The organism is Actinoplanes subglobosus (assembly GCF_042650585.1).
GTDB lineage: Bacteria > Actinomycetota > Actinomycetes > Mycobacteriales > Micromonosporaceae > Actinoplanes > Actinoplanes subglobosus.
On sequence record NZ_JBHSBL010000026.1, the window covers coordinates 261,329 to 281,737 of the forward strand.

At 70.6% G+C, this 20,409-nt stretch carries 18 protein-coding genes; 11 read left to right on the top strand and 7 right to left on the bottom strand.

Annotated features, from left to right (window positions below):
* The first annotated feature begins 197 nt into the window (after positions 1–197).
* From ACFO0C_RS39455 to ACFO0C_RS39480, 6 genes are read left to right on the top strand one after another with little or no spacing between them, the layout of a single operon-like run.
* Positions 198–1,226 (top strand): autoinducer 2 ABC transporter substrate-binding protein, encoded by a 1,029-nt coding sequence (locus ACFO0C_RS39455; RefSeq protein WP_378071916.1) that lies wholly within the window; start codon positions 198–200, stop codon positions 1,224–1,226.
* Positions 1,226–2,839: a sugar ABC transporter ATP-binding protein gene (locus ACFO0C_RS39460; RefSeq protein ID WP_378071917.1), complete on the top strand. Its 1,614-nt coding sequence runs from the start codon at positions 1,226–1,228 to the stop codon at positions 2,837–2,839. Before ACFO0C_RS39455 ends, ACFO0C_RS39460 begins: the two co-directional genes overlap by 1 nt.
* Positions 2,836–3,834 (top strand): ABC transporter permease, encoded by a 999-nt coding sequence (locus ACFO0C_RS39465; protein ID WP_378071918.1) that lies wholly within the window; start codon positions 2,836–2,838, stop codon positions 3,832–3,834. Before ACFO0C_RS39460 ends, ACFO0C_RS39465 begins: the two co-directional genes overlap by 4 nt.
* The gene (locus ACFO0C_RS39470) at positions 3,831–4,898 is read left to right on the top strand and encodes an ABC transporter permease (RefSeq protein ID WP_378071919.1); all 1,068 of its coding nucleotides are present in this window, start codon (positions 3,831–3,833) and stop codon (positions 4,896–4,898) included. The genes ACFO0C_RS39465 and ACFO0C_RS39470 overlap by 4 nt, the downstream gene beginning before the upstream one ends.
* The gene (rhaI, locus tag ACFO0C_RS39475; protein ID WP_378071920.1) at positions 4,895–6,046 is read left to right on the top strand and encodes an L-rhamnose isomerase; all 1,152 of its coding nucleotides are present in this window, start codon (positions 4,895–4,897) and stop codon (positions 6,044–6,046) included. The genes ACFO0C_RS39470 and rhaI overlap by 4 nt, the downstream gene beginning before the upstream one ends.
* A 50-nt stretch (positions 6,047–6,096) precedes the next feature.
* Positions 6,097–6,501: an Hpt domain-containing protein gene (locus ACFO0C_RS39480; RefSeq protein ID WP_378071921.1), complete on the top strand. Its 405-nt coding sequence runs from the start codon at positions 6,097–6,099 to the stop codon at positions 6,499–6,501.
* An 8-nt stretch (positions 6,502–6,509) separates the two neighbouring features.
* Here ACFO0C_RS39480 and ACFO0C_RS39485 read toward each other — a convergent pair whose 3' ends face one another.
* Positions 6,510–7,673, bottom strand: coding sequence for a response regulator (locus tag ACFO0C_RS39485; protein WP_378071922.1), 1,164 nt, complete (start codon positions 7,671–7,673; stop codon positions 6,510–6,512).
* Positions 7,674–7,867: 194 nt separating this feature from the next.
* On the opposite strand from ACFO0C_RS39485, the gene ACFO0C_RS39490 reads away from it, so the two are divergent.
* Positions 7,868–9,052 carry a GAF domain-containing sensor histidine kinase gene (locus ACFO0C_RS39490; protein WP_378071923.1) on the top strand — a complete coding sequence of 395 codons (1,185 nt, stop codon included), beginning with the start codon at positions 7,868–7,870 and terminating at the stop codon, positions 9,050–9,052.
* A gap of 73 nt (positions 9,053–9,125) precedes the next feature.
* The gene (locus ACFO0C_RS39495) at positions 9,126–10,730 is read left to right on the top strand and encodes a methyl-accepting chemotaxis protein (protein WP_378071924.1); all 1,605 of its coding nucleotides are present in this window, start codon (positions 9,126–9,128) and stop codon (positions 10,728–10,730) included.
* 35 nt (positions 10,731–10,765) lie between these two features.
* Here the strand turns inward: ACFO0C_RS39495 and ACFO0C_RS39500 are convergent, their stop codons facing one another.
* Complete coding sequence (locus tag ACFO0C_RS39500; RefSeq protein WP_378071925.1) at positions 10,766–11,104, bottom strand: STAS domain-containing protein; 339 nt, start codon at positions 11,102–11,104, stop codon at positions 10,766–10,768.
* Entirely contained in the window at positions 11,101–11,496 is a 396-nt protein-coding gene (locus ACFO0C_RS39505; protein WP_378071926.1) for an ATP-binding protein, read from the bottom strand. Before ACFO0C_RS39505 ends, ACFO0C_RS39500 begins: the two co-directional genes overlap by 4 nt.
* A gap of 97 nt (positions 11,497–11,593) precedes the next feature.
* On the opposite strand from ACFO0C_RS39505, the gene ACFO0C_RS39510 reads away from it, so the two are divergent.
* The 3 genes from ACFO0C_RS39510 to pflA are packed head-to-tail and all read left to right on the top strand — an operon-like array spanning position 11,594 to position 16,547.
* Positions 11,594–13,561 carry an ATP-binding protein gene (locus tag ACFO0C_RS39510; RefSeq protein WP_378071927.1) on the top strand — a complete coding sequence of 656 codons (1,968 nt, stop codon included), beginning with the start codon at positions 11,594–11,596 and terminating at the stop codon, positions 13,559–13,561.
* A gap of 8 nt (positions 13,562–13,569) precedes the next feature.
* Positions 13,570–15,810, top strand: a complete 2,241-nt coding sequence (pflB, locus tag ACFO0C_RS39515) for a formate C-acetyltransferase (protein WP_378071928.1) — start codon at positions 13,570–13,572, stop codon at positions 15,808–15,810.
* The gene (gene pflA, locus ACFO0C_RS39520; RefSeq protein WP_378071929.1) at positions 15,807–16,547 is read left to right on the top strand and encodes a pyruvate formate-lyase-activating protein; all 741 of its coding nucleotides are present in this window, start codon (positions 15,807–15,809) and stop codon (positions 16,545–16,547) included. Before pflB ends, pflA begins: the two co-directional genes overlap by 4 nt.
* A 67-nt stretch (positions 16,548–16,614) precedes the next feature.
* On the opposite strand, the gene ACFO0C_RS39525 is transcribed toward pflA, so the two are convergent.
* Genes ACFO0C_RS39525 through ACFO0C_RS39540 form a run of 4 tightly spaced genes read right to left on the bottom strand, consistent with a single transcriptional unit; the run spans position 16,615 to position 20,395 of the window.
* On the bottom strand, positions 16,615–17,079 hold the full coding sequence (locus tag ACFO0C_RS39525; RefSeq protein ID WP_378071930.1) for a DUF3237 domain-containing protein: 465 nt from the start codon (positions 17,077–17,079) through the stop codon (positions 16,615–16,617).
* On the bottom strand, positions 17,076–18,722 hold the full coding sequence (locus ACFO0C_RS39530; RefSeq protein ID WP_378071931.1) for a CocE/NonD family hydrolase: 1,647 nt from the start codon (positions 18,720–18,722) through the stop codon (positions 17,076–17,078). The genes ACFO0C_RS39525 and ACFO0C_RS39530 overlap by 4 nt, the downstream gene beginning before the upstream one ends.
* A gap of 9 nt (positions 18,723–18,731) precedes the next feature.
* Positions 18,732–19,178, bottom strand: coding sequence for a MarR family transcriptional regulator (locus tag ACFO0C_RS39535; protein WP_378071932.1), 447 nt, complete (start codon positions 19,176–19,178; stop codon positions 18,732–18,734).
* Positions 19,175–20,395, bottom strand: coding sequence for a flavin-dependent oxidoreductase (locus tag ACFO0C_RS39540; RefSeq protein WP_378071933.1), 1,221 nt, complete (start codon positions 20,393–20,395; stop codon positions 19,175–19,177). Before ACFO0C_RS39540 ends, ACFO0C_RS39535 begins: the two co-directional genes overlap by 4 nt.
* Positions 20,396–20,409: the final 14 nt, after the last annotated feature.

Sequence of the window (20,409 nt, forward strand, 5' to 3'; positions counted from 1 at the left end):
TAAGTCGGTGAAGGGACGAAACGGGGTAACGGCGGCAGAGCTTGAAACGTATCAGGATGAGACTTGGGGCGAATGGCCTGCTTGAGGAAGAAATCAAGGGCACCCTGGGAATCAACTCTTGACCCTGCCCTAACGGGCTCGTAACGTGACTCACACCTCAGCTAGAACGTTTCAAGAACCCTTAATCAGGAGGCGTCATGCGCCCTCGGTTCACTGCTGCCGTCGTCATGGCCACGACTGCTGCCATAGCTCTGACCGGTTGCACCAAGAAGAACGACACTGACACCGCCGCCACCGGCGATGCGGGTAAGAAGACCTACAAGGTGGCTTTCGTCCCGAAGCTTCAGGGTGTCCCCTACTTCGAGGCGATGAACGCCGGCGGCAAGGAAGCGGCCGCCGCGCTCGGCAACGTCGAGTGGCTCTACCAGGGCCCGACCCAGGCGGACGCCGCCGCGCAGGCCGACATCGTCCGCTCCTACATCCAGCAGAAGGTCGACGCCCTCATCGTCGCCCCGAACGACCCGGACAGCATGGCGCCGCTGCTCCAGCAGGCGAAGGACGCCGGCATCCACGTGGCGACCGCCGACACCGACGCCCCGTCGAGTGTCCGGGAGGTGTTCGTCAACCAGGCGACCGCGCAGGGCATCGGCGAGGGCCTGACCGACTCGCTGCTGACGGCGATGGGCGACAAGGGGAAGTACGCGATCGTGTCCTGCGGGCAGACCGCGGAGAACCTCAACTCCTGGATCGAGGTCCAGAAGGCGTACACCAAGGAGAAGTACCCGGAGGCGGAGATCGTCGACATCGTCTACGCCGGTGAGGACCAGGCGAAGGCCACGCAGATGGCGACCGACCTGATGAACGCGCACCCGGACCTGACCGGCCTGGTCGGTGAGTGCACGTCGTCGGCGCCGGGTGTGGCGCAGGCCGTGAAGGACGCCGGCAAGATCGGCAAGGTGTTCACGGTCGGCCTGGGCACCCCGCAGGCGATGAAGCCGTACCTGCAGGACAAGTCGTCGACCGCCGCGATCCTCTGGGACGTGGAGAACCTCGGCTACCTGACCGCGTGGGCGGGCGCCCAGATCGCGCAGGGCAAGCCGTTCGCGGCGACGAACAACGTGTCGAGCGAGCTGTCCGCGGTCGCCTACACCGAGGCGAACAAGATGCTGCTCCTCGGCCCGGCGCTGGCGATCACCGACCAGAACGTCGACCAGTTCAACTACTGATGACCGACGAGATCGAAAACCCGCGACTGCGCCTGACCGCTGTCTCCAAGCGGTTCGGCGCGGTCCGGGCCATTCAGCACGCCGATTTCACGGTACGGGCGGGCAAGGTCCACGCCCTGGTCGGTGAGAACGGCGCCGGCAAGTCCACGATGATCAAGATCGTGGCGGGGGCCGAGGTGGCCGACACCGGCGAGATCGAGTTCGAGGGCCAGGCCGTCAAGCTCGGGTCGACGACGGCGGCGATCGCACTCGGCATCGCCACGGTCTATCAGGAGCCTCAGCTGTTCCCCGAGCTGACGGTCGCCGAGAACATCTTCCTCGGTCGCGAGCTGAAGCGGACCGGACGTGTCGACTGGCCGGCGCAGAACGCGAAGGTCGTCGAGCTGCTGGAGTTGCTCGGCCTGCCGGAACGGTATGCGACCGCCGAGGTGGGCACCCTGTCGGTGGCCGAACAGCAGCAGGTGTCGATCGCGAAGGCCCTGGCCGCGGACGCGAAGGTGCTGATCCTCGACGAGCCGTCGGCGATCCTGACCGACGCCGAGATCGAGGTCCTGTTCGACGTGGTCCGGCGGCTCACCGCCGCCGGCGTGGCGGTCATCTACATCTCGCACCGTCTGGACGAGCTGTTCCGGATCGCCGACGAGGTCACGGTCATGCGTGACGGGCGCACCATCGGCACGTACCCGATCGGGGATCTGAGCGTCCGGCAGATCGCTCACCTGATGGTCGGCGAGGAGTTGTCGGACGCCCGTCCGCATCGCGAGGTGCCGGACGGCCCGGCGGTTCTGGAGTTGCGGAACCTCAGCCGGGACGGCAGGTTCCGCGACGTCGACGTGAGCGTCAAGGCCGGCGAGATCGTCGCACTGTACGGACTGGTCGGCTCGGGCGTGTCGGAGATCGCGGCATGTGTGTACGGCATTGATCGCAGTACACATGGATCAATATTGATCAACTCAAGTCAAGTCAACATCAAGAGTCCCGAGCATGCACAGCGGCTCGGTATCGCGTTGTTGCCGGCGAACCGCAAGGTCGAGGGGATGTTCGGCTTCCAGTCGATCGCCTTCAACATCTCGGCGGGTCATCTGCGGCTGATGTCGAGGTTCGGCGTGTGGGTGGACCGGGCGCGGGAGAAGGCTGTGGCGCTCAAGTTGATCGAGCGGCTCGCGGTGAAGACGCCGCACGAGCGGCAGGCGATCAGCGCGATGTCCGGTGGCAACGCGCAGAAGGTGGTGCTGGCCCGGCAGCTCGTGGAGCGGCCGAAGGTGCTGGTCCTGGCCGAGCCGACGCAGGGTGTGGACGTCGGCGCCAAGGAGGAGATCCACCGGTTGATCACCGAGCTGGCCGAGGAGGGCACCGCCGTCCTGGTGGTCACCTCCGACCTGCCGGAGGCACTGCGCATCGCCGACCGCATCCAGGTGGTGCGCGGCGGCACCACGACCGACGAGTTCGGCCCGGACGCCAGCCAGGTCGACCTGCTGGCCGCAGCCGCCGGAGGCGGCGAAACAGACAAGACAGCCACCGAAGGCAGCAAGACGAACAAGGCAGCCGCCGGCGGCGAAGTGAACAAGACGGGCAGCGAAACGGACAAGACGGCCGCGGGAGGCGACGCATGACCGCGGTGGCGGAAGCGAAGATCAAGCGGAGAGTGCTGCCGAGCCCGATCACCGGGCAGGAGGTCGTACTGGTCGGCGTGATCGCCGTGCTGTGGGCGGCGCTGGCGGTCAGCACCCCGGCGTTCCTGACCGCCGGCTCGATCCAGCCGCTGCTGGTGGCGACCGCACCGATCGCTCTGGTCGGCGTGGCCATGACCATCGTGATCATCACCGGCGGCATCGACGTCTCGGTCGGCGGCGCCATCATGGTGTGCTCGGTGCTGACCGCGAAAGCGCTGGTCGGCACCGACGGGGTGAGCCTCGGCACGGCGGTGCTGCTGTCGATAGCCGCCGGCGCGGTGCTCGGCCTGGTCAACGGCGCGCTGATCGCCTACGGCCGGGTGCACGCCATCATCATCACGTTCGGCACGGCGAACCTGTTCATGTTCCTCGGCCTGCAGATCTTCGGGTCCGGGACGGTCAACGGCATCCCGGGCACCCTGGCGTTCTTCGGCCGTGGACCCGACGGGCGCACGCTGGGTGTCCCGCACGCTTTCCTGATCACCGTGGTCATCACCGCGGCCGTCTGGTGGTACCTGCGGCACACCGCGGGCGGGCGGCACTTCTACGCCATCGGCGGGGACCCGGTCGCCGCGCGCCTGGCCGGGGTCCGGGTGCAGCGGCGGGTGCTGCTGGCCTACGTCTTCACCGGCGTGCTGGTCGGCCTGGCGTCGTGTTTCGTGATCGCGCAGGGCACGTCGACGCTGGACCAGTCGGTCGGTTCCGGCAAGGAGCTGGCGGTGATCGCGGCGGTCGTGATCGGCGGGACGAGCATCATGGGCGGCCGCGGTTCGGTGCTCGGCACCCTGCTCGGCGCGCTGCTGGTGCAGTCGGTCGCGTCCGGGGTGACCCAGCTGGGCTGGCGTTCGCAACTGTCCGACCTGTTCGTCGGCATCTTCATCATCGTCGCGGTCGGCGCCGACCTGCTGCGCGCCCGCGCAAGGAGGGCCCGATGACCACGGTGGCAGAAAAGCCGACAAAATCGGAAAAGTCCGATTGGCTCAAGATCCTGCTGACGCAGCGAATCGCCCTGCTGGCGGTACTGATCGTAGTAGTCGTCGTCACCTTCTTCATCAACGACGCGGGCGGCTACCTGACCGCACCGTACGACTTCGACTACATGTCGGCCAGCCTGATCAGCGCCGTCCCCCTGGCCATGCTGGGCCTGGCCGAGATGCTGGTCATCCTCTCCGGACGCGGCGGCATCGACCTGTCGGTGGGCGCGATGGTGAGTCTGGCCGGGATGGTGTTCGGCTTCGCGTACGGCGAGTGGGGCTGGCCGCTGTGGCTGGCGATCATCGCGACCGCCGGGTTCGGCGCGTTCCTCGGCGCGATCAACGGGTTCCTGGTGTCGTACATCGGCTTCCCGGCCCTGATCGCCACGCTCGCGACGTTCTACGCGTACAAGAGCATCGCGATCGTCGTCAACAACCAGCAGCCGATCAGCACCGAGCCGATCCAGGGGCTGTTCTCCCTGAGCCGGTCGGTGGAGCTGCCGCTGATCGGCGAGTACCTCCCGAACGTGCCGCTGGGCATCTTCACGTTCCTGCTGCCCACCGTGGTCGCGGTCTGGCTGTTGCTGGCCCGCACGGCGTACGGGCGGCGTCTCTACGCGATCGGCACCAACGACGTCGCCGCTCGCTGGGCCGGCCTCCCGGTCCGGGACACGCGTTTCAAGGCGTACGTCTACGCGGGTCTCATCTCCGGCCTGGTGGCCGTGGTGACCGTGGGGCAGTTCGCCTCGGCCCGTCCGGATGCGGGCGTCTCCGGCAACGGCATGGCCCTGCCCGCGATCACCATCGCCGTCCTCGGCGGTGTGGCGATCACCGGTGGCATCGGCCGGGTCGCCGGGGTCGTGCTGGCCACTCTGCTCATCGTCTGGCTCAACGCCGGCATCCTGCTGGCCTTCGTCGGCAACGAGGGTTCGCAGTACCAGCTCCTCGCGCTCGGCGCGGTGCTGGTGTTCGCCGCGCTGTTGAACGGGCTCACCAATCGACGGTACGGAGGTACCACATCATGAACCTCGACGGTCTGGACGGCTTCACGATCGAGGTCCCGAGCTGGGCGTACGGGAACTCGGGCACCCGGTTCAAGGTCTTCACCCGTCCCGGTGGGCCACGCAACCCGTACGAGAAGCTGTCCGACGCCGCGCAGGTGAATCGTCTCACCGGCCTGGCCAACCGGGTCTCGCTGCACATCCCGTGGGATCTGGTCGACGACTGGAGCGACCTGAGGGCGCACGCCGACAAGCTGGGTGTGCGGATCGGCGCGATCAACTCGAACGTCTTCCAGGACGACGACTACCGGCTGGGCTCGCTCTGCAACCCGGATCCGGCGATCCGGCGCAAGGCGATCGACCACCACAAGCAGTGCCTGGACGTGATGCGGCAGACCGGTTCGACGGATCTGAAGATCTGGCTGCCGGACGGCCTGAACTACGCCGGCCAGGACTCGCTGCGGGGCCGCCAGGACCGGCTGGCCGAGTCGCTGCGGGAGATCTACGACGCGTCCGACGACAACATGCGGATCCTGCTGGAGTACAAGTTCTTCGAGCCGTACTTCTACTCGACCGACATCCCGGACTGGGGCACGTCGCTGCTGCACTGCCTGGCGCTGGGCGAGCGGGCGACGGTCGTGCTGGACACCGGCCACCACGCGCCGGGCACGAACATCGAGTTCATCGTGATGCAGCTGATCCGGCAGGGCAGGCTCGGCGCGTTCGACTTCAACTCGCGCTACTACGCCGACGACGACCTGATCGTGGGTTCGGCCGACCCGTTCCAGCTGTTCCGGATCATGTCGGAGATCGTGGCGGCGGACGCGCACCGGCCGGAGTCGGGCGTCAACTTCATGCTCGACCAGTGTCACAACATCGAGGAGAAGATCCCCGGCCAGATCCTGTCGGTGCTCAACGTCGAGCAGGCGCTGGCCAAGGCGCTGCAGGTGGATCAGGCGGCGCTCGCGACCGCCCAGCGCGAGGGTGACGTCCTGGGGGCGCACCAGGTGCTGATGGACGCCTACGAGACCGATGTGCGTGCGGCGCTCGCGGACCGGCGGGAGGCACGGGGGCTGCCGCGCGACCCGGTCAAGGCTTTCCAGGCATCGGGGTACGCCCAGACGGCCGCCGCCGAGCGTGTGGGCGGGACCCAGGCCAGCTGGGGAGCATAAATCGTCGCAAACCATCCCTGAATGGGTCCATCCGAGAGCACGATGAGCGGATGGAGACCGCCACACAGCCGGAGGACCTGGCCCGGGTGGCCGGTGTACGGGCCCGCCTCGCCGATCTCGTCGAGGCGAAACCGTCGCCCGCCGAGTTGGCCCTGGTGCTCCGGCTGTTGCGCTCGTTCGCCGCGAAGGCCCCTCTCGCGGCGGACGAGCTGGTTCGCCTGATGCACGCGGGAGATCCGGGCCCGGTGCGGGACCAGGCGCACAGTTTGAAGGGGTCGGCCGCGAACATCGGCGCCGCCGGACTGGCCGCGGTGTGTTCGCGGGTGGAGGACGCGGCCCGGGCCGGGGCCGTCGCCGACCCCGGCCCGACGGGAGATCGCCTGCGCGCCGAGACCGACGGCGCGCTGCGGGCGGTCCGGGCGTTGACGCTCGAGTTCGAGCGGATACCCGGATGAGATCTGGGTCAGGCCGCGGTGAGCACCGGCTCGACCAGACCCACCACGCGGGAGAAGTTGACGAGACGGTCCAGCATCGCCTCGGTCACGACGGTGCCGCTGCCGATCAGCACCAGCCCGTTGGTGGCGGTGACGTCCTGGGCCAGGCGCATCCCTACCTGGAGGTCGGCCACGGCGTAGGCGTGCGTGCTGCCGGCCACCGGGCTCTCCACACCCTTGACCTGGCGCAGGGCGGCCAGCACGTGCGGCGCGCAGGTGCCCGCCCGGGTCAGAGCGCCGATGGCCATCGCCGGCGTGCTGGACCGGGCCGCCGCGGTGTCGTACTCGATGGCCGTACGCACGACACTGATCGCACCCTCGACCAGCGGCGACCAGCCGCCCGCCGGAGGCTTCTCGCCGGCCAGACCGCGGACCGTGGACACCACGTCCTCGATCATCGGGATGTCCTTGATCAGCGGGAGGACCATGCCGGGCATCCCGTTGACGGCCTTCTGCTCGTCCGGGGTGAGGTTGTCGCCCTCGGTGAGTTTGCGCATGACCTCGGCCGGCACGCTGACCGCGCCGATCTGCGAGGCCATCGCGGCGACCTCGATCTCCCAGAGCCCGTCGAGTTCGAGGGCGCTGGTGAGCTCGCCGACCAGCTTGCGGATCCGGCCGGCGCGGGCGAACCCGAGCGGGCTGGACAGTTCGAGGATCCCGAAGAGGGCCTGCACGCTGGTCTTCAGCGTGGTGTCGACCATCTTGCGCTCGGCCATGGCGTGATCGTGCCGGGTGACCGCACCCTTGATCGCGTCCATGATGTCGGTGCGGCTGGCCGGCTTCGACAGGTAGCGGTAGACACCGCCGGAGTTGATCGCGGCGATCACGGTCTTCATGTCCCCGTGCCCGCTGTGCAGGATCCGGACGACGTCCGGGTAGTCCTGCTGGATCTTCCCGAGCAGCGCGATGCCGTCCATCCCGGGCATCCGCACGTCACTGACCACCGCGGCGACGTTCTCGTGCGCGGCGAGCAGCTTCAGCGCCTGCTCGGCGTTACCCGCCATCAGGAGCCGATGGTCGCGGCCCAGCTGGATGGAGAGCGTCTCCAGCACCACGTCGTCGTCATCGACGAGCAGCAGCGTTGGCTTCTTGACATTATCGGCGTCGCCCGACCGGTACAGCTCGGTCCTCATCGTGGCCCTCCTTCAACTGACCGGCCTTGGTGGTACGTGGCTCCCTATCGCCGGGCCCGGCCGAGGACTGAGGGTTGGGCGAGGTCAGGTTTTACCCGGCCCGAACTCCTCAACCGCCTCCCGCGAGCAGCCGAAATGCGATCCGCGAGTCACGGCGGACAACCGCCGGCTGTCTTGGAGAAACGGATACTGATGTGAGCGCAGTAGGGGAAGACGCCCGCCTGGCGGCGGTGCACAGCTATCACCTGCTGGACGCCCCGCGCCCGGTCGTGCTCGACGAGTTGACCCGGCTGGCCGGCGCCGTCCTCGGCACGCCCATGTCCGCGGTGACCCTGATCGACGCCGACCGCGAGTGGTTCGCCGGCAAGACCGGTGTCCCCGGCGACGGCGGGCCGCTGGCCACCTCATTCTCCGGGCGCGTCGTCGACACCCGCGAGGCGCTGATCGTCGAGGACACCCTGTCCGAGGCGTGTTACCGCACCTGGGAGAACGTGCGGGGCGCCCCGAACATCCGTTTCTGGGCCGGTGTCCCGCTGGTCGACGAGGACGGGCACACGCTCGGCAGCCTCTGCGTGCTCGACGACAAGCCGGGCTCGGCCGGCGACCGGCAGCTGGACCTGCTGCACACCATGGCCGGGCAGGCCGCCGGGCACCTGGCCGCGCTGCGCAACCGGCAACTGCTCGCCGAGATCGGTGACGAGCTGTCCCGGGCGATCAGCCGCGAGGAGGACTTCGTGGCGACCGTGTCGCACGAGCTGCGCACCCCGGTCACCACCATCCAGGGCTACCTGGAGCTGCTCGTCGACAACGAGGAGCTGGCACCCTACCGGCGGCTCATCGATCCGATCCAGCGCAACGGCGAACGCCTGGTCCGGATGGTCGACCATCTGCTGGCCGGCACCCGTCCGGCGGCCGCGCCACTGCCGTTGCTGCGGGCCAGCACCGACCTGAACGCGGTGGCGGAGGCGGCGGCGGCCGCGTGCCGGAGCCAGGCGTCGCAGCGGGACGTGCCGATCGTGATCGAGGGGGGATCCGGCCCCTGCGCGGTGCCGGGCGACTTCACCCGGCTGAGCCAGGCCGCCGAGCACCTCGTACGCAATGCCGTGATCTTCAGTGCGACCGGGCAGACGGTGACCATCCGGGTGACCGCAAGCTGTCTCGAGGTCGTCGACGAGGGTGCCGGGATCCCGTCCGACGAGCTGCCGCACGTGGTGGAGCGGTTCTATCGCGGCCAGTACGCCCGGGAGCAGGCCGTTCCCGGGGTCGGGCTGGGCCTGAGCATCGCCGACCGGATCATGCGGGCGCACGAGGGCGCCCTCACCATCGAGTCGGCCGGGCTCGGCCGCGGCACCTGCGCCCGGATCACCGTCCCCAGGTGATCATTGCCCCCTCAGTGCCATCACGAGTCTGCCGATGGGAGATTCGGGAGGTTTGCGGCGAGTGGGGGATGCGATGGCGATTCTGCGGCGGATGCGACTGGCCGGGCGTCTCGGTGGCGCCTTCCTGGTGGTGCTGATCCTGCTCGGCGTGGCAGTCGGCATCGGCACCTGGGGGCTGACCCGTCAGGCGGAGTCAGCCGACCGGCTCCAGCGGCTGCTGCACCTGATGCACCAGGTGGACGAACAGAAGTACTACAACGGCGACATCTCCGGATGGCAGATCGCCTATGTGTGGGACACCCGGCGGATGGACCCGGCCAAGGCGGTCGGCGCGGACAGCGACAACCGCAAGGGCTTCCTGGCCGACCTGGATCTGCTGCTCAAGCTGCTCGACGACACCGACACGGCGACCATGACCGACGCCGAACGCGCCGACTTCGCCAAGCTGGTCGACCTGTGGCAGAAGTTCAAGGCGACCGACGACCAGATGGTCGCCCTCTACGCCGCGGGCCGCGTCGACGACGGTGACGCGTTGCTGCTCAAGGACAGCTACGCGGTCTACTTCGAGATCATCACGGTGACCGGCAGCCTGGTCACCTCGGTCGTCGACCGCGCCGACAAGGCGGCGCAGGCGGCCAAGGACGAGGCGGCGTATCTCCGTACCGTCATGATCGTGGTCTTCGTCCTGTCGGTGATCGCCGCCGTCCTGTGCACGGTCGCGGTGACCCGCAGTGTCACCGGCCCGGTGGGCCGGCTGGTGGAGGTGCTGCGCGGGATGGCCCGCGGCGACCTGACCGTACGCCCGGACACCACCGGCACCGACGAGGTCGCCGTGATGTCGCGGGCCGTCGACGAGGCCGTCGCCGGGGTGAAGGCCACCGTCACCGACATCGTCGAGAACGGCGGCCGGCTCACCGACGCCTCCGACACCATGCGCCGGGTCAGTCAGCAGATCGACAGCTCCATCGCCGAGGCAGACCAGCAGGCCGGGATGGCCGCGGCCGCCGCCAACGGGGTGTCCGGCAACGTGCACACGGTCGCCGCCGGTTCCGAGGAGATGGGCTCGGCGATCACCGAGATCTCCCGCAACGCCGCCGACGCCGCCCAGGTCGCCGCGGACGCCGTCGCCGCGGCCCGGGCCACCAGCGAGACGATCAACCGGCTCGGTGAGTCGTCGGCGCAGATCGGCGACGTGATCGAGACGATCACCGCGATCGCGTCGCAGACCAACCTGCTCGCCCTGAACGCCACCATCGAGGCGGCCCGGGCCGGCGAGTCCGGCAAGGGGTTCGCCGTGGTCGCGAGCGAGGTCAAGGACCTGGCCCAGGAGACCGCGCGGGCCACCGAGAAGATCTCCCAGCAGATCGCCGCGATCCAGAGCGACACCGGTCAGGCGGTCACCGCGATCGACGAGATCAGCCGGATCATCGAGCAGATCAGCGACTTCCAGACCACCATCGCGTCGGCCGTGGAGGAGCAGAGCGCCACCACCGCGGAGATGAACCGGGGGGTCAGCGAGGCGGCGGCCGGCGTCACCGACATCGCCAACAGCATCGCCAGCGTCGCGCACGGCACCGCGTCGAGCCGGGAGGCGGTCGGCGAGGTGGCCCGGACCGCCGAGGACGTGCAGGCGCTCGCCGACCGGCTGCGGGCGTCGGCCGGTCGGTTCTCGATCTGACCGGCCCCGCTACCGGAACGACGGGCCGGGCCTCGTCAGCCGACGCTCTCGCGGGCCGGGCCCGGGCCGGGGGTGCCGCCGACCAGCAACTCGTACACGCCGGTGACGGTCAGGGAGCGGCGGACGATGCCGTGCGGCCGGTGCACCCGGAAGCCGATGCCGGCCCGGACCGCGGTCTCCCGGGCGGCGACCAGCACGTCGATGCCGGAGGAGTCGCAGAAGGTCAGCCCGTCCATGTCGACGACGAGCTCGGCCGGCCGGTCACCGAGCGCCCGGGCGGCATGCTCCTCGAACAGATCCCCGGTGTCCAGGTCGAGCTCCCCGCGCAGCAGCAGCCGGGTCACCCCGCCGTCGTCGAGCCGGACGATCCTCATGCCTCACCGCCTCGCGGGCAGGGCACCAGTCGCACCCGGACACGCTTGCCGCCGCGGTAGTTCTCCACGGTCCAGCCCTCGGACAGGGCCTCGATCAGGGCGATGCCCCGGCCACCGACCTCGTCGGGATCGCGGCGGCGCGGCACCACCGACGAGCCGTCGGCGACCGACACGATCACCCGCCGGTCGTGGGACTCCAGCGCCAGCGCGACGCAGCCGCCACCGTGCCGGACCGCGTTCGTGACCAGCTCGCTGACGATCACGGCGGCCGCGTCGAGCCAGTCGGCATCCTTGAAGCCCCAGCCGCCCAGCACCGCGGTCACGGCACGGCGGGCGGCGGCGGGGGCCCCACGATCGAGTGGGACGTCCAGGTGGGCGGTGAGCTCACTCATGCAAAACCCCGAGAGTCGCCGATATGCGGGTGCACGTTACCCCCCTTCCACCCGCGACGAAACCTCTGCCGCATTTATCATGATTTAGGCTGGCAGCATGGCATCGGTGCTGGTCGTCGAGGACAACCCGGAACATCAGGCGGTGATCGCCGAGGTGGTCCGCCGGCTCGGCCACACCGCCACCCTGGCCGGCGACGGCCGGGAGGGGCTGGCCTCCGCGGTCGCCGCCCGGCCCGACCTCGTCGTCGCCGACGTGGACATGCCCCACCTCGACGGCATCCGGATGTGCCGGGCGCTGCGCGAGCACCCGGCCACCGCCACCGTCCCGGTCGTGCTGATCACGGCCTACCTGCCCCCGGGCGACACCAGCCTGGCCTCGGCCGAGGCGGACGCCGTGGTGCCCAAGCCGTTCAGCGTCCGGGAGCTCTCCGACACGCTGCGCACCTGCCTGGAGTCGCCGCCGCCCCGGCACGACCCGGCCTTCACCGAGGCCCTGCTGCGCAGCCTCGACGCCGGTGTGGTCGCCTGCGACCTGGACGGCCGGCTCGTGGTGATCAACCAGGCGGTGCGCGACTTCTTCGGCGACGAGAGCCTCGGCGTGCCGGCCCGCGACTGGGCCGAGACGTTCGGGCTGCGCCGCCACGACGGCACCCCGCTGCCGCCCGACGAGGTCGCTCTCTACCGGGCGCTGGGCGGCGAGGAACTCCGCCACGACGGGGTGATCGCCCACGACCGGCAGAACCGGCGGCGCTGGTTCGCGATCAACGCGCGGCCGGTCCGGGACGCGGGCGGCAACATCCTCGGCGCGGTCGCGGCCGTCCACGACGTCACCGCCGAGCACCACCAGCACCAGTACGAGCGGTGCAAGACCGAGGTGCTCAAGGCGCTGGTGCACGCACCGGACGCGGACCGGGCCGGCACCGAGGTGCTGCGCGCCATCTCCGGCGAGCTGGGGTGGCCGTACCTGCGGCTGTGGCTGGTCGATCCGGTCACCGACCGGTTGCGCCCGGCCGCCACGCACCTGGCCGAGGGCGCCCCGCCGATCCAGCTGCCGCAGGTGCTCGAACGGGGCGAGGGGCTGGCCGGGACGTGCTGGGCCGGCGGCGAGCCGATCTGGGTGCCCGACCTGCGCGCCCCGGACCTGCCGGTCGTCGTGGAGGCCGAGCACTACCGGGCCGCCATGGCCGTGCCGGTGCGCAGCGCCGACAACGTGATCGGCGTGCTGAGCTTCTTCACCGTCGAGCACCAGGAGCCCGACCCGGCCCTGACCGTCCTGCTCAGCGGCATCGCCGGGCACATCGGCGGCTACCTGGAACGGCGCCGGGCCGAGGAACTGTCGCACCAGCTGGCGGCCAGCATCGGCGAGTACATCGCCCTGGTCGGCCACGAGCTGCGCACCCCGCTCACGTCGATCGGCACCTACACCGACCTGATCGCCGAGGAGGACGACAAGACCACCGTCGGCGAGGTCCGTGAGCTGCTGGGGGTGATCGAGCGCAACAACGCCCGGCTGCGCTCGCTGGTCGAACGGCTCCTCGACCTGTCCGCCCTGGAGGCCGGCCACGCCCAGCTCACCGTCGGCGACGTCGATCTCGCGGCGGTAATCACCGAGGCGCTGCCGGACGCGCCGATCCGCACCGACCTGCCGGCCCGGCTGGTGATCCCCGGCGACCGCGCCCGGCTGCGGCAGGTCGCCGAGAACCTGATCGGCAACGCGGTCAAATACAGCCCCGACGGCTCGGTCGTGCACGTGACCCTGACCTCGGACGACGACGCCGCGGTACTGACCGTCAGCGACTCCGGCATCGGCATCCCGTCCGGTGAGCGCGACCGGCTCTTCGCCCGCCTCTACCGGGCCACCAACGCCCGGCACAGCGGCATCCCCGGCGCCGGGCTGGGGCTGGCGCTCAGCCGGGCCATCGTCGAGCTGCACCGGGGCACCATCACGCTGAGCGGCAACGACGGCGGCGGCACGGTCGCCACGGTCCGGCTTCCCCGCCGGTCCGGGACCTCTGGCCCTGCCCGGCCGGGCCACCGGGACGAGACGCTGGGAGGGAACCACTAGGAGGGGTCATGCTGGGAGGAAACATGGACGCGTGGCGCGGATTCGCGGGCACGACGTGGCGCACCGGGATCGACGTGGCCGGGTTCATCCACGACAACGTCCGGCCGTACGCCGGTGACGCCGCCTTCCTGGCCGGGCCGACCGAGCGGACCACCGGGATCTGGGCGAAGCTCTCCGAGATGTTCGTGACCGAGCGCGCCAACGGCATCTACGACGCCGACGCGTCCACCCCGTCGACGATCACCGCGCACGCTCCCGGCTACATCGACCGCGACGCCGAGCTGATCGTCGGCCTGCAGACCGACGCCCCGCTGCGCCGGGCCATCATGCCCTTCGGCGGCCTGCGGATGGTCGAGGGCGGCCTCAAGGCGTACGGCCGCGAACTCGACCCGGACGTCAAGAAGGTGTTCAGCACCTACCGCAAGACCCACAACGAGGGCGTCTTCGACGCGTACCCGGCAGACGTGCTCGCCGCCCGCCGGTCGCACATCATCACCGGGCTGCCCGACGCGTACGGCCGCGGCCGGATCATCGGCGACTACCGCCGCGTCGCCCTCTACGGCGTGGACCGGCTGATCGAGGAGCGCAAGGCGATCAAGGTCGCCCTGGACGCGCGCCTGTCGGTGGCCGACGTGATCCGCGACCGCGAGGAGATCGCCGAGCAGATCCGCGCCCTGGGCGAACTGAAGACGATGGCCGCGTCCTACGGCTTCGACATCTCCGGCCCGGCGACGACCGCGCGGGAGGCGGTCCAGTGGCTGTACTTCGCCTACCTGGGCGCGACCAAGGAGCAGAACGGCGCGGCCATGTCGCTCGGCCGCACCTCCACCTTCCTCGACGTCTACCTCACCCGTGACCTGGAGGAGGGTCGCATCACCGAGGAGTTCGCCCAGGAGCTGATCGACGACTTCGTGATCAAGCTGCGGATCGTCCGGTTCCTGCGCACCCCGGAGTACGACGAGCTGTTCTCCGGCGACCCGACCTGGGTGACCGAGTCGATCGGCGGCATCGGTGCCGACGACCGGCCGCTGGTCACCAGGACCAGCTTCCGGTACCTGCAGACTCTCTACAACCTGGGGCCGGCGCCGGAGCCGAACATGACGGTCCTCTGGTCGCAGCGCCTGCCGCGCGGCTTCAAGGAGTTCTGCGCCCAGGTCAGCATCGACACCAGCAGCATCCAGTACGAGAACGACGACCTGCTCCGCCCGTACCTCAGCGACGACGCGGCGATCGCCTGCTGCGTGTCCGGCATGCGGGTCGGCAAGGACATGCAGTTCTTCGGCGCGCGGGCCAACATGGCGAAGGCGCTGCTCTACGCCATCAACGGCGGCCGCGACGAGATCAGCGGCGCGCAGGTGGCGCCGGCCGCTTCTTCTCTCGGCGGAGACGTGCTCGACTACGACGAGGTGTTCGAGGCGTACGACCGGACACTCGACTGGCTTGCCGAGATCTACGTCGACGCGCTCAACGTCATCCACTACATGCACGACAAGTACGCCTACGAACGTCTCGAGATGGCGCTGCACGACTACCCGGTGCACCGGTTCCTGGCCACCGGCATCGCCGGCCTCTCGGTCGCCGTGGACAGCCTGTCGGCGATCAGGCACGCCCAGGTCAAGCCGGTCCGCGACGAGACCGGGCTGGTCGTCGACTACGAGGTGGACGGCGACTACCCGACGTTCGGCAACAACGACGACCGGGTGGACGCGATCGCGGTGGACCTGGTCGACCGGTTCATGGAGAAGATCCGCCGGCAGCCGATGTACCGCGGCGCCGAGCCCAGCCTGTCCGTCCTCACGATCACGTCGAACGTCGTCTACGGCAAGCACACCGGCAACACCCCCGACGGCCGTCGTCTCGGTGAGCCGTTCGCGCCCGGCGCCAACCCGATGAACGGCCGGGACAAGCACGGGCTGGTGGCGGCCGCCCTGTCGGTGGCGAAGCTGCCGTACCGCAGCGCCCGGGACGGCATCTCGCTGACCATCACCTCGACCCCGGACGGTCTCGGCCGCACCAAGGACGAGCAGATCGGCAACCTGGTCGGCGTCCTCGACGGCTACACCGACGGGCACGGCTTCCACATGAACGTCAACGTCCTCGACCGGGCGACGCTGGAGGACGCGATGGAGCACCCGGAGAAGTACCCGCAGCTCACCATCCGGGTGTCCGGCTACGCGGTGAACTTCGTGCGGCTGACCAGGGCTCAGCAGCGCGACGTCATCTCGCGGACGTTCCACGGCTCGCTGTGACGACGACCCGGACCGGCAGTGTGCACTCGTTCGACGTCTCGACCGGCGTCGACGGGCCGGGGACGCGATTCGTCGCGTTCCTGGCCGGGTGCCCGCTGCGCTGCCAGTACTGCCACAGCCCCGACACCTGGTACCGCCGCAGCGGGCGCACCATGGACGCCGACGAACTGATGACCGAGATCTCGCGATACGAGCGTTTCATCAAGGTCGCCCGGGGCGGCGTCACCCTCTCCGGCGGAGAGGCACTTCAACAGCCCGATTTCGTACGGGAGATCTTCACCCGTTGCCGCGAAAAAGGTCTGCACACCGCCCTGGACACCAGCGGCTACCTCGGCGCGAAGGCGTCCGACGATCTGCTCGACGTGACCGACCTGGTGCTCCTGGACATCAAGTCCGGCGACGAGGAGACCTATCACCGGGTGACCCGGACCGGCACGCTCCAGCCGACCATCGACTTCGCGCACCGGCTGGCCGGCCGTGGCATCCCGATCTGGATCCGCTTCGTCCTGGTCCCCGGCCTGACCGACGCCGTGGAGAACGTCGAGGCGGTGGCCCGGATCGCCGCCTCGATCCCGACCGTGGAACGCGTCGAGGTCCTCCCCTTCCACCGTCTGGGAGCCGCCAAGTACGCCGCCCTCAACCAGCCCTTCCCCCTGGCCGACACCCCCGCCCCGTCCCCCGATCTGCTGGACCGGGTCCGGGCCCAGTTCCGCGCCCACCACCTGACCGTCTACTGACCACCCCTCCCCACCCGGCCGGCCCCCTTGTCCGGCCGGCCGGACCTCAGACGGGTTGCCGAGGGTGTCAGGTGACGCGGTAGGCGGTGTAGCGGACCGTGTCCGCCTCGCGGACCGCTGACGCCACGAAGATCGACTGCTCCAGGTGGGCCAGGGCCGGGTCGGCGGTCTCCAGCTGGACGCCGATCCGGAAGTAGTACTCCGACGGCGCGACCGGCTCGCCCCGGAGCAGGGCCGACAGGACGTCCGGGCGGCCGCTGCGCACGCCGCCGGTACGCAGGTAGACGTGGCTCCCGGACGCGGTGCGGGCCGAGTAGCGGGTGTCGATCTCGACGCCGCCGTCCGGCCGGACGATCTGCCAGTCGGCACCGCCGGGCAGGATCTCCGCCTCGAACAGGCCGCTCACCCGCCCGCCGACGATCGGCACCACCCGGCGGTGCCCGGCCCGGGTGGTCCCGTGGTCCTCCAGCGGCCCGAGCAGCACCTCGACGTCGAACGCCGCCTCCAGCCCGGGCACCGCGGGCGCGGTCACGGCGCCCACACCGGCAGTTCGACGTGCGACGGGCGGGCCGGGTCGTGGGAGATCTCCTGCTCGGCGCGGTGGGTGGTGGCCGCGACGGCGGCCGGTTCGCCGGACCCGGGGTTGCGGGCGTAGCGGGGATGGGCGCCGGAGCTGACCTGCACGCTGATCCGGTGGCCGGCGGCGAACGTGTGGAACGCCGGCCACAGCTCGATCTCCACCTCCTCGAAGTCGCCGGTCGACGGGCTGACCCGGCGGATCGCGTCGCACACGCTCATCGAGCGGCCGTCCGGGTGCACGTCGCAGATCCGGACGAAGACGTCGGCGCTGGGCCGCGACGACCGGAACCGGATCCGCGCGACCGGGGCGCCCGCGATCGTCACCGGGGCGGTGAGCACGTCGCCACGGAACACCACGACGTCGGCGCGGCTCTCGTGGGCGGCGTTGTCGACCGGGCCCTGTCGCGGTTCCAGGCTGGGGCCGCCGGCGGCCGGGGTGGGGTCGGCCGGGTCGTAGACGTAGGCGGTCACTCCCCCGTCCGGGACGTCGGTGTGCAGGCGGCCCGCCTGGTGCAGGTGCCAGGTCCGGCCGGTGACGCCGGGTGGCGGCCAGGACGGCAGGTCGTGCCACTGGCCGGTGCCGGTCCGGAAGGCACGCACCGGGGACGGGCGCGCGGAGTCCGTACCGCTGAAATGCTCTTTGAGGAACGCGGCGGCCTCACCGATCGCTGTCGCGCCCATCTCGCGGGCCGAGTGTCCCCACGGGCCGATGGTGAGCCGCGGTGGCCGGCCGGCCGCGGTGAGCTGGGCGTGGTTGCGTAGTTGCCAGGGCAGGAAGATGTCGTGCCAGCCGGTGATCATGTAGACCGGCGCGGTGACGTCGGTGACCGAGGCGGTGTGCGACTGGCTGGTCCAGTACTCGTCGGTGAGTCGTTCGTGGGTGACCCAGTCCTGGTACCAGTGGACGCGGCGGCCGGTGGCGGCGACGTCCCCGTCGAGCAGCGGCAGCGTGCCGAAGCCGCGCAGCAGCTTTCGGTCCGGGCGCAGCATGCCGAGGAAGAGCGGGAGCATCTCCCGGCGGATCATGCGGCTCATCATCTGCGACCAGCCGAGCGCGTTGCGCAGCGAGAAGGCGCCGTTGTCCCAGGTGATCGCCCCGAAGTCGGGCATCGTGACGAGCAGGCAGAGGGCGTCCGGCGCGTTGTCCGGGTCGTCGCGCTGCAGCTTGCCGGCCACCGCCCACTGGGTGTAGCCCATGTAGCTGGGCCCGAACGTGACGACGCGGCCGGTGAACCACGGCTGCGCGCGGACCCACCGGTGGGTGGCGATGCCGTCGCGCTGCTCGTCGACCTGCGGGGTGAAGGTCCCCCCGGAGCCCCAGGTGCCCCGGCAGCTCTGGAACAGCACCGGGAAGCCCTCCCGGGCCAGGGCCTTCGCCTCACCGGCGACGAGACCACTGCGGCCGTACGGCCCCCGGATCACGATCGTCGGCAGGGGCGGTCCGGAGGCGCCGGCCGGTTCGATGAGATCGGCGAGCAGTTGCACGCCGTCGTCCATCGGAACCCGCAGGTCCTTCCGGATCCGGATGTCGTAGGGGCCGGGGTCGAGCCCGGGCAGGGTACGGCGCTGCATCCATCGGGAGAACCGCTGGCTCATGGGGGCTCCTCAGGAGGGAGGGGGAGTGAGGGCGTCGCGCAGTCGTTCCAGTGCGGGCAGGGCGGCGGCCAGGGCGTCGACGTCCTCGGGGGTGAGGGTGGCCGCGGCGGCCGCCACGATCGCGCCGCTGGCCAGGTCGAAGCGGTCGAACAGGTCGAGGGCGCGGGCGGTGGCCAGCACCTCGACCTGACGGCGGTTCTCCGGGCGGGGACGGCGTTCGACCAGGCCGGCCGCCTCCATCTGGGTGAGCAGGTTGCTGACCGTGGGCCGGCTCAGCCCGAGGCGTCCGGCGAGTTCGCCGGGGGTGGTGACGGTGTCGCGGGGCAGCGCCCGGATGATCTCGATCTGGGCGTCCGGGATCTCCGGCAGGTGCTCGGCGGCCCGCGCGGCGGTCAGCAGGGTGCGCCGCAGCGGGGAGATGACCGCGGCGAGCCGGGCGGCGTCGAGGGCGGTCATCGGGCGACGCTCAGGGACGGCCGGTGGTTGAGGGCGTCGGGGTGGAACCCGGCGGCCCTCTTGTAGCCGGTGGCGATCTCGGTGAGCTCGGCCGGGGTGAGGACGTCGTGGATGTGGGCGAAGCCGTCCGGGGCGCGCTCGTGGGCGAGGACCATCACCTGCTCGGGGCCTTGGCGGCGGTTGCTCAGGACGAGCGCGGTGGTGGCCGGGCGGCGGTCGGTCTCGTAGGCGGCCAGCGCCTCGTCCAGCGGTTTGCCGGCCAGGTGGAAGGCGAGCGTCCGGGCGTCCAGGACGGCCTGGGAGGCGCCGTTGGAGCCGTTCGGGTACATCGGGTGGGCCGCGTCGCCGAGCAGTGTGGCGGGACCGTGGGTCCACCTGCCGACCGGGTCCCGGTCGACCATCGGGTACTCCAGGATCTCCCCGGCGGTGGTCAGCAGCCCCGGCACGTCCAGCCAGGGGAAACGCCAGTCCCGGAAGAGGCCGGCGATCGGCGCGGGATCGACCGCCCGGTTCCAGTCGGCGTTGTCCCCGGCGTAGCCACGGGTACGGCGCTCGGCGATGAAGTTGATCTCGCCGTCGCCGATCGGGTAGGCGACGAACTTCTGCTCGGCGTCACCCGCCATGATCATCGTGCGGCCGTCCAGGAAGCCGGGCGCCCGGGTCGTGCCCCGCCACAGCGTGAGCCCGTTCCACACGGGGGCGCCCTCGTCCGGGTACCACTGGCGGCGCAGCGCCGAGTGGATGCCGTCGGCTGCGACGACCAGATCCGCCGCCACGGTCAGCTCACCGTCCGCGGTCGCGAACACCGCGGAGCCGCCCCGGTCCGGCACGGTGAGCAGACGGTGGCCGGTGTGGACCACGTCGCCGAGGCGTTCCCGGACGGCGGCGAGCAGCTCCGTCTGGAGGCGGCCGCGGTGCACCGACAGCTGCGGCCAGTGATAGCCGGCGTCGCGCCCCCGCGGCTCGCTCCAGATCGGCTGGCCGTGCCGGTTGTAGTAGGCGAGGGTGCCGGGCGCGACGCCGAGCCGGGCGATCCGCTCCCCCAGCCCGAGCTCGGTCAGCTCACGGACGGCGTGCGGCAGCAGGTTGAGCCCGACACCGAGCGGCCGCAGCACGTCCGCCCGCTCGTGGACGGTGACCTGCGAGAACCCGGCCGCGTGCAGGCTCAGCGCCGCCGTCAGCCCACCGATGCCCGCGCCCACGATCACGATCCTCATGGGCGGACAGTTTT

Bases quoted from the DNA above. Each gene is read 5' to 3' on its own strand.
- ACFO0C_RS39455 (WP_378071916.1), top strand. From the start codon at position 198: ATGCGCCCTCGGTTCACTGCTGCCGTCGTCATGGCCACGACTGCTGCC.
- ACFO0C_RS39460 (WP_378071917.1), top strand. From the start codon at position 1,226: ATGACCGACGAGATCGAAAACCCGCGACTGCGCCTGACCGCTGTCTCC.
- ACFO0C_RS39465 (WP_378071918.1), top strand. From the start codon at position 2,836: ATGACCGCGGTGGCGGAAGCGAAGATCAAGCGGAGAGTGCTGCCGAGC.
- ACFO0C_RS39470 (WP_378071919.1), top strand. From the start codon at position 3,831: ATGACCACGGTGGCAGAAAAGCCGACAAAATCGGAAAAGTCCGATTGG.
- rhaI (WP_378071920.1), top strand. From the start codon at position 4,895: ATGAACCTCGACGGTCTGGACGGCTTCACGATCGAGGTCCCGAGCTGG.
- ACFO0C_RS39480 (WP_378071921.1), top strand. From the start codon at position 6,097: ATGGAGACCGCCACACAGCCGGAGGACCTGGCCCGGGTGGCCGGTGTA.
- ACFO0C_RS39485 (WP_378071922.1), bottom strand. From the start codon at position 7,673: ATGAGGACCGAGCTGTACCGGTCGGGCGACGCCGATAATGTCAAGAAG.
- ACFO0C_RS39495 (WP_378071924.1), top strand. From the start codon at position 9,126: ATGGCGATTCTGCGGCGGATGCGACTGGCCGGGCGTCTCGGTGGCGCC.
- ACFO0C_RS39500 (WP_378071925.1), bottom strand. From the start codon at position 11,104: ATGAGGATCGTCCGGCTCGACGACGGCGGGGTGACCCGGCTGCTGCTG.
- ACFO0C_RS39505 (WP_378071926.1), bottom strand. From the start codon at position 11,496: ATGAGTGAGCTCACCGCCCACCTGGACGTCCCACTCGATCGTGGGGCC.
- ACFO0C_RS39510 (WP_378071927.1), top strand. From the start codon at position 11,594: ATGGCATCGGTGCTGGTCGTCGAGGACAACCCGGAACATCAGGCGGTG.
- pflB (WP_378071928.1), top strand. From the start codon at position 13,570: ATGCTGGGAGGAAACATGGACGCGTGGCGCGGATTCGCGGGCACGACG.
- ACFO0C_RS39530 (WP_378071931.1), bottom strand. From the start codon at position 18,722: ATGAGCCAGCGGTTCTCCCGATGGATGCAGCGCCGTACCCTGCCCGGG.
- ACFO0C_RS39535 (WP_378071932.1), bottom strand. From the start codon at position 19,178: ATGACCGCCCTCGACGCCGCCCGGCTCGCCGCGGTCATCTCCCCGCTG.
- ACFO0C_RS39540 (WP_378071933.1), bottom strand. From the start codon at position 20,395: ATGAGGATCGTGATCGTGGGCGCGGGCATCGGTGGGCTGACGGCGGCG.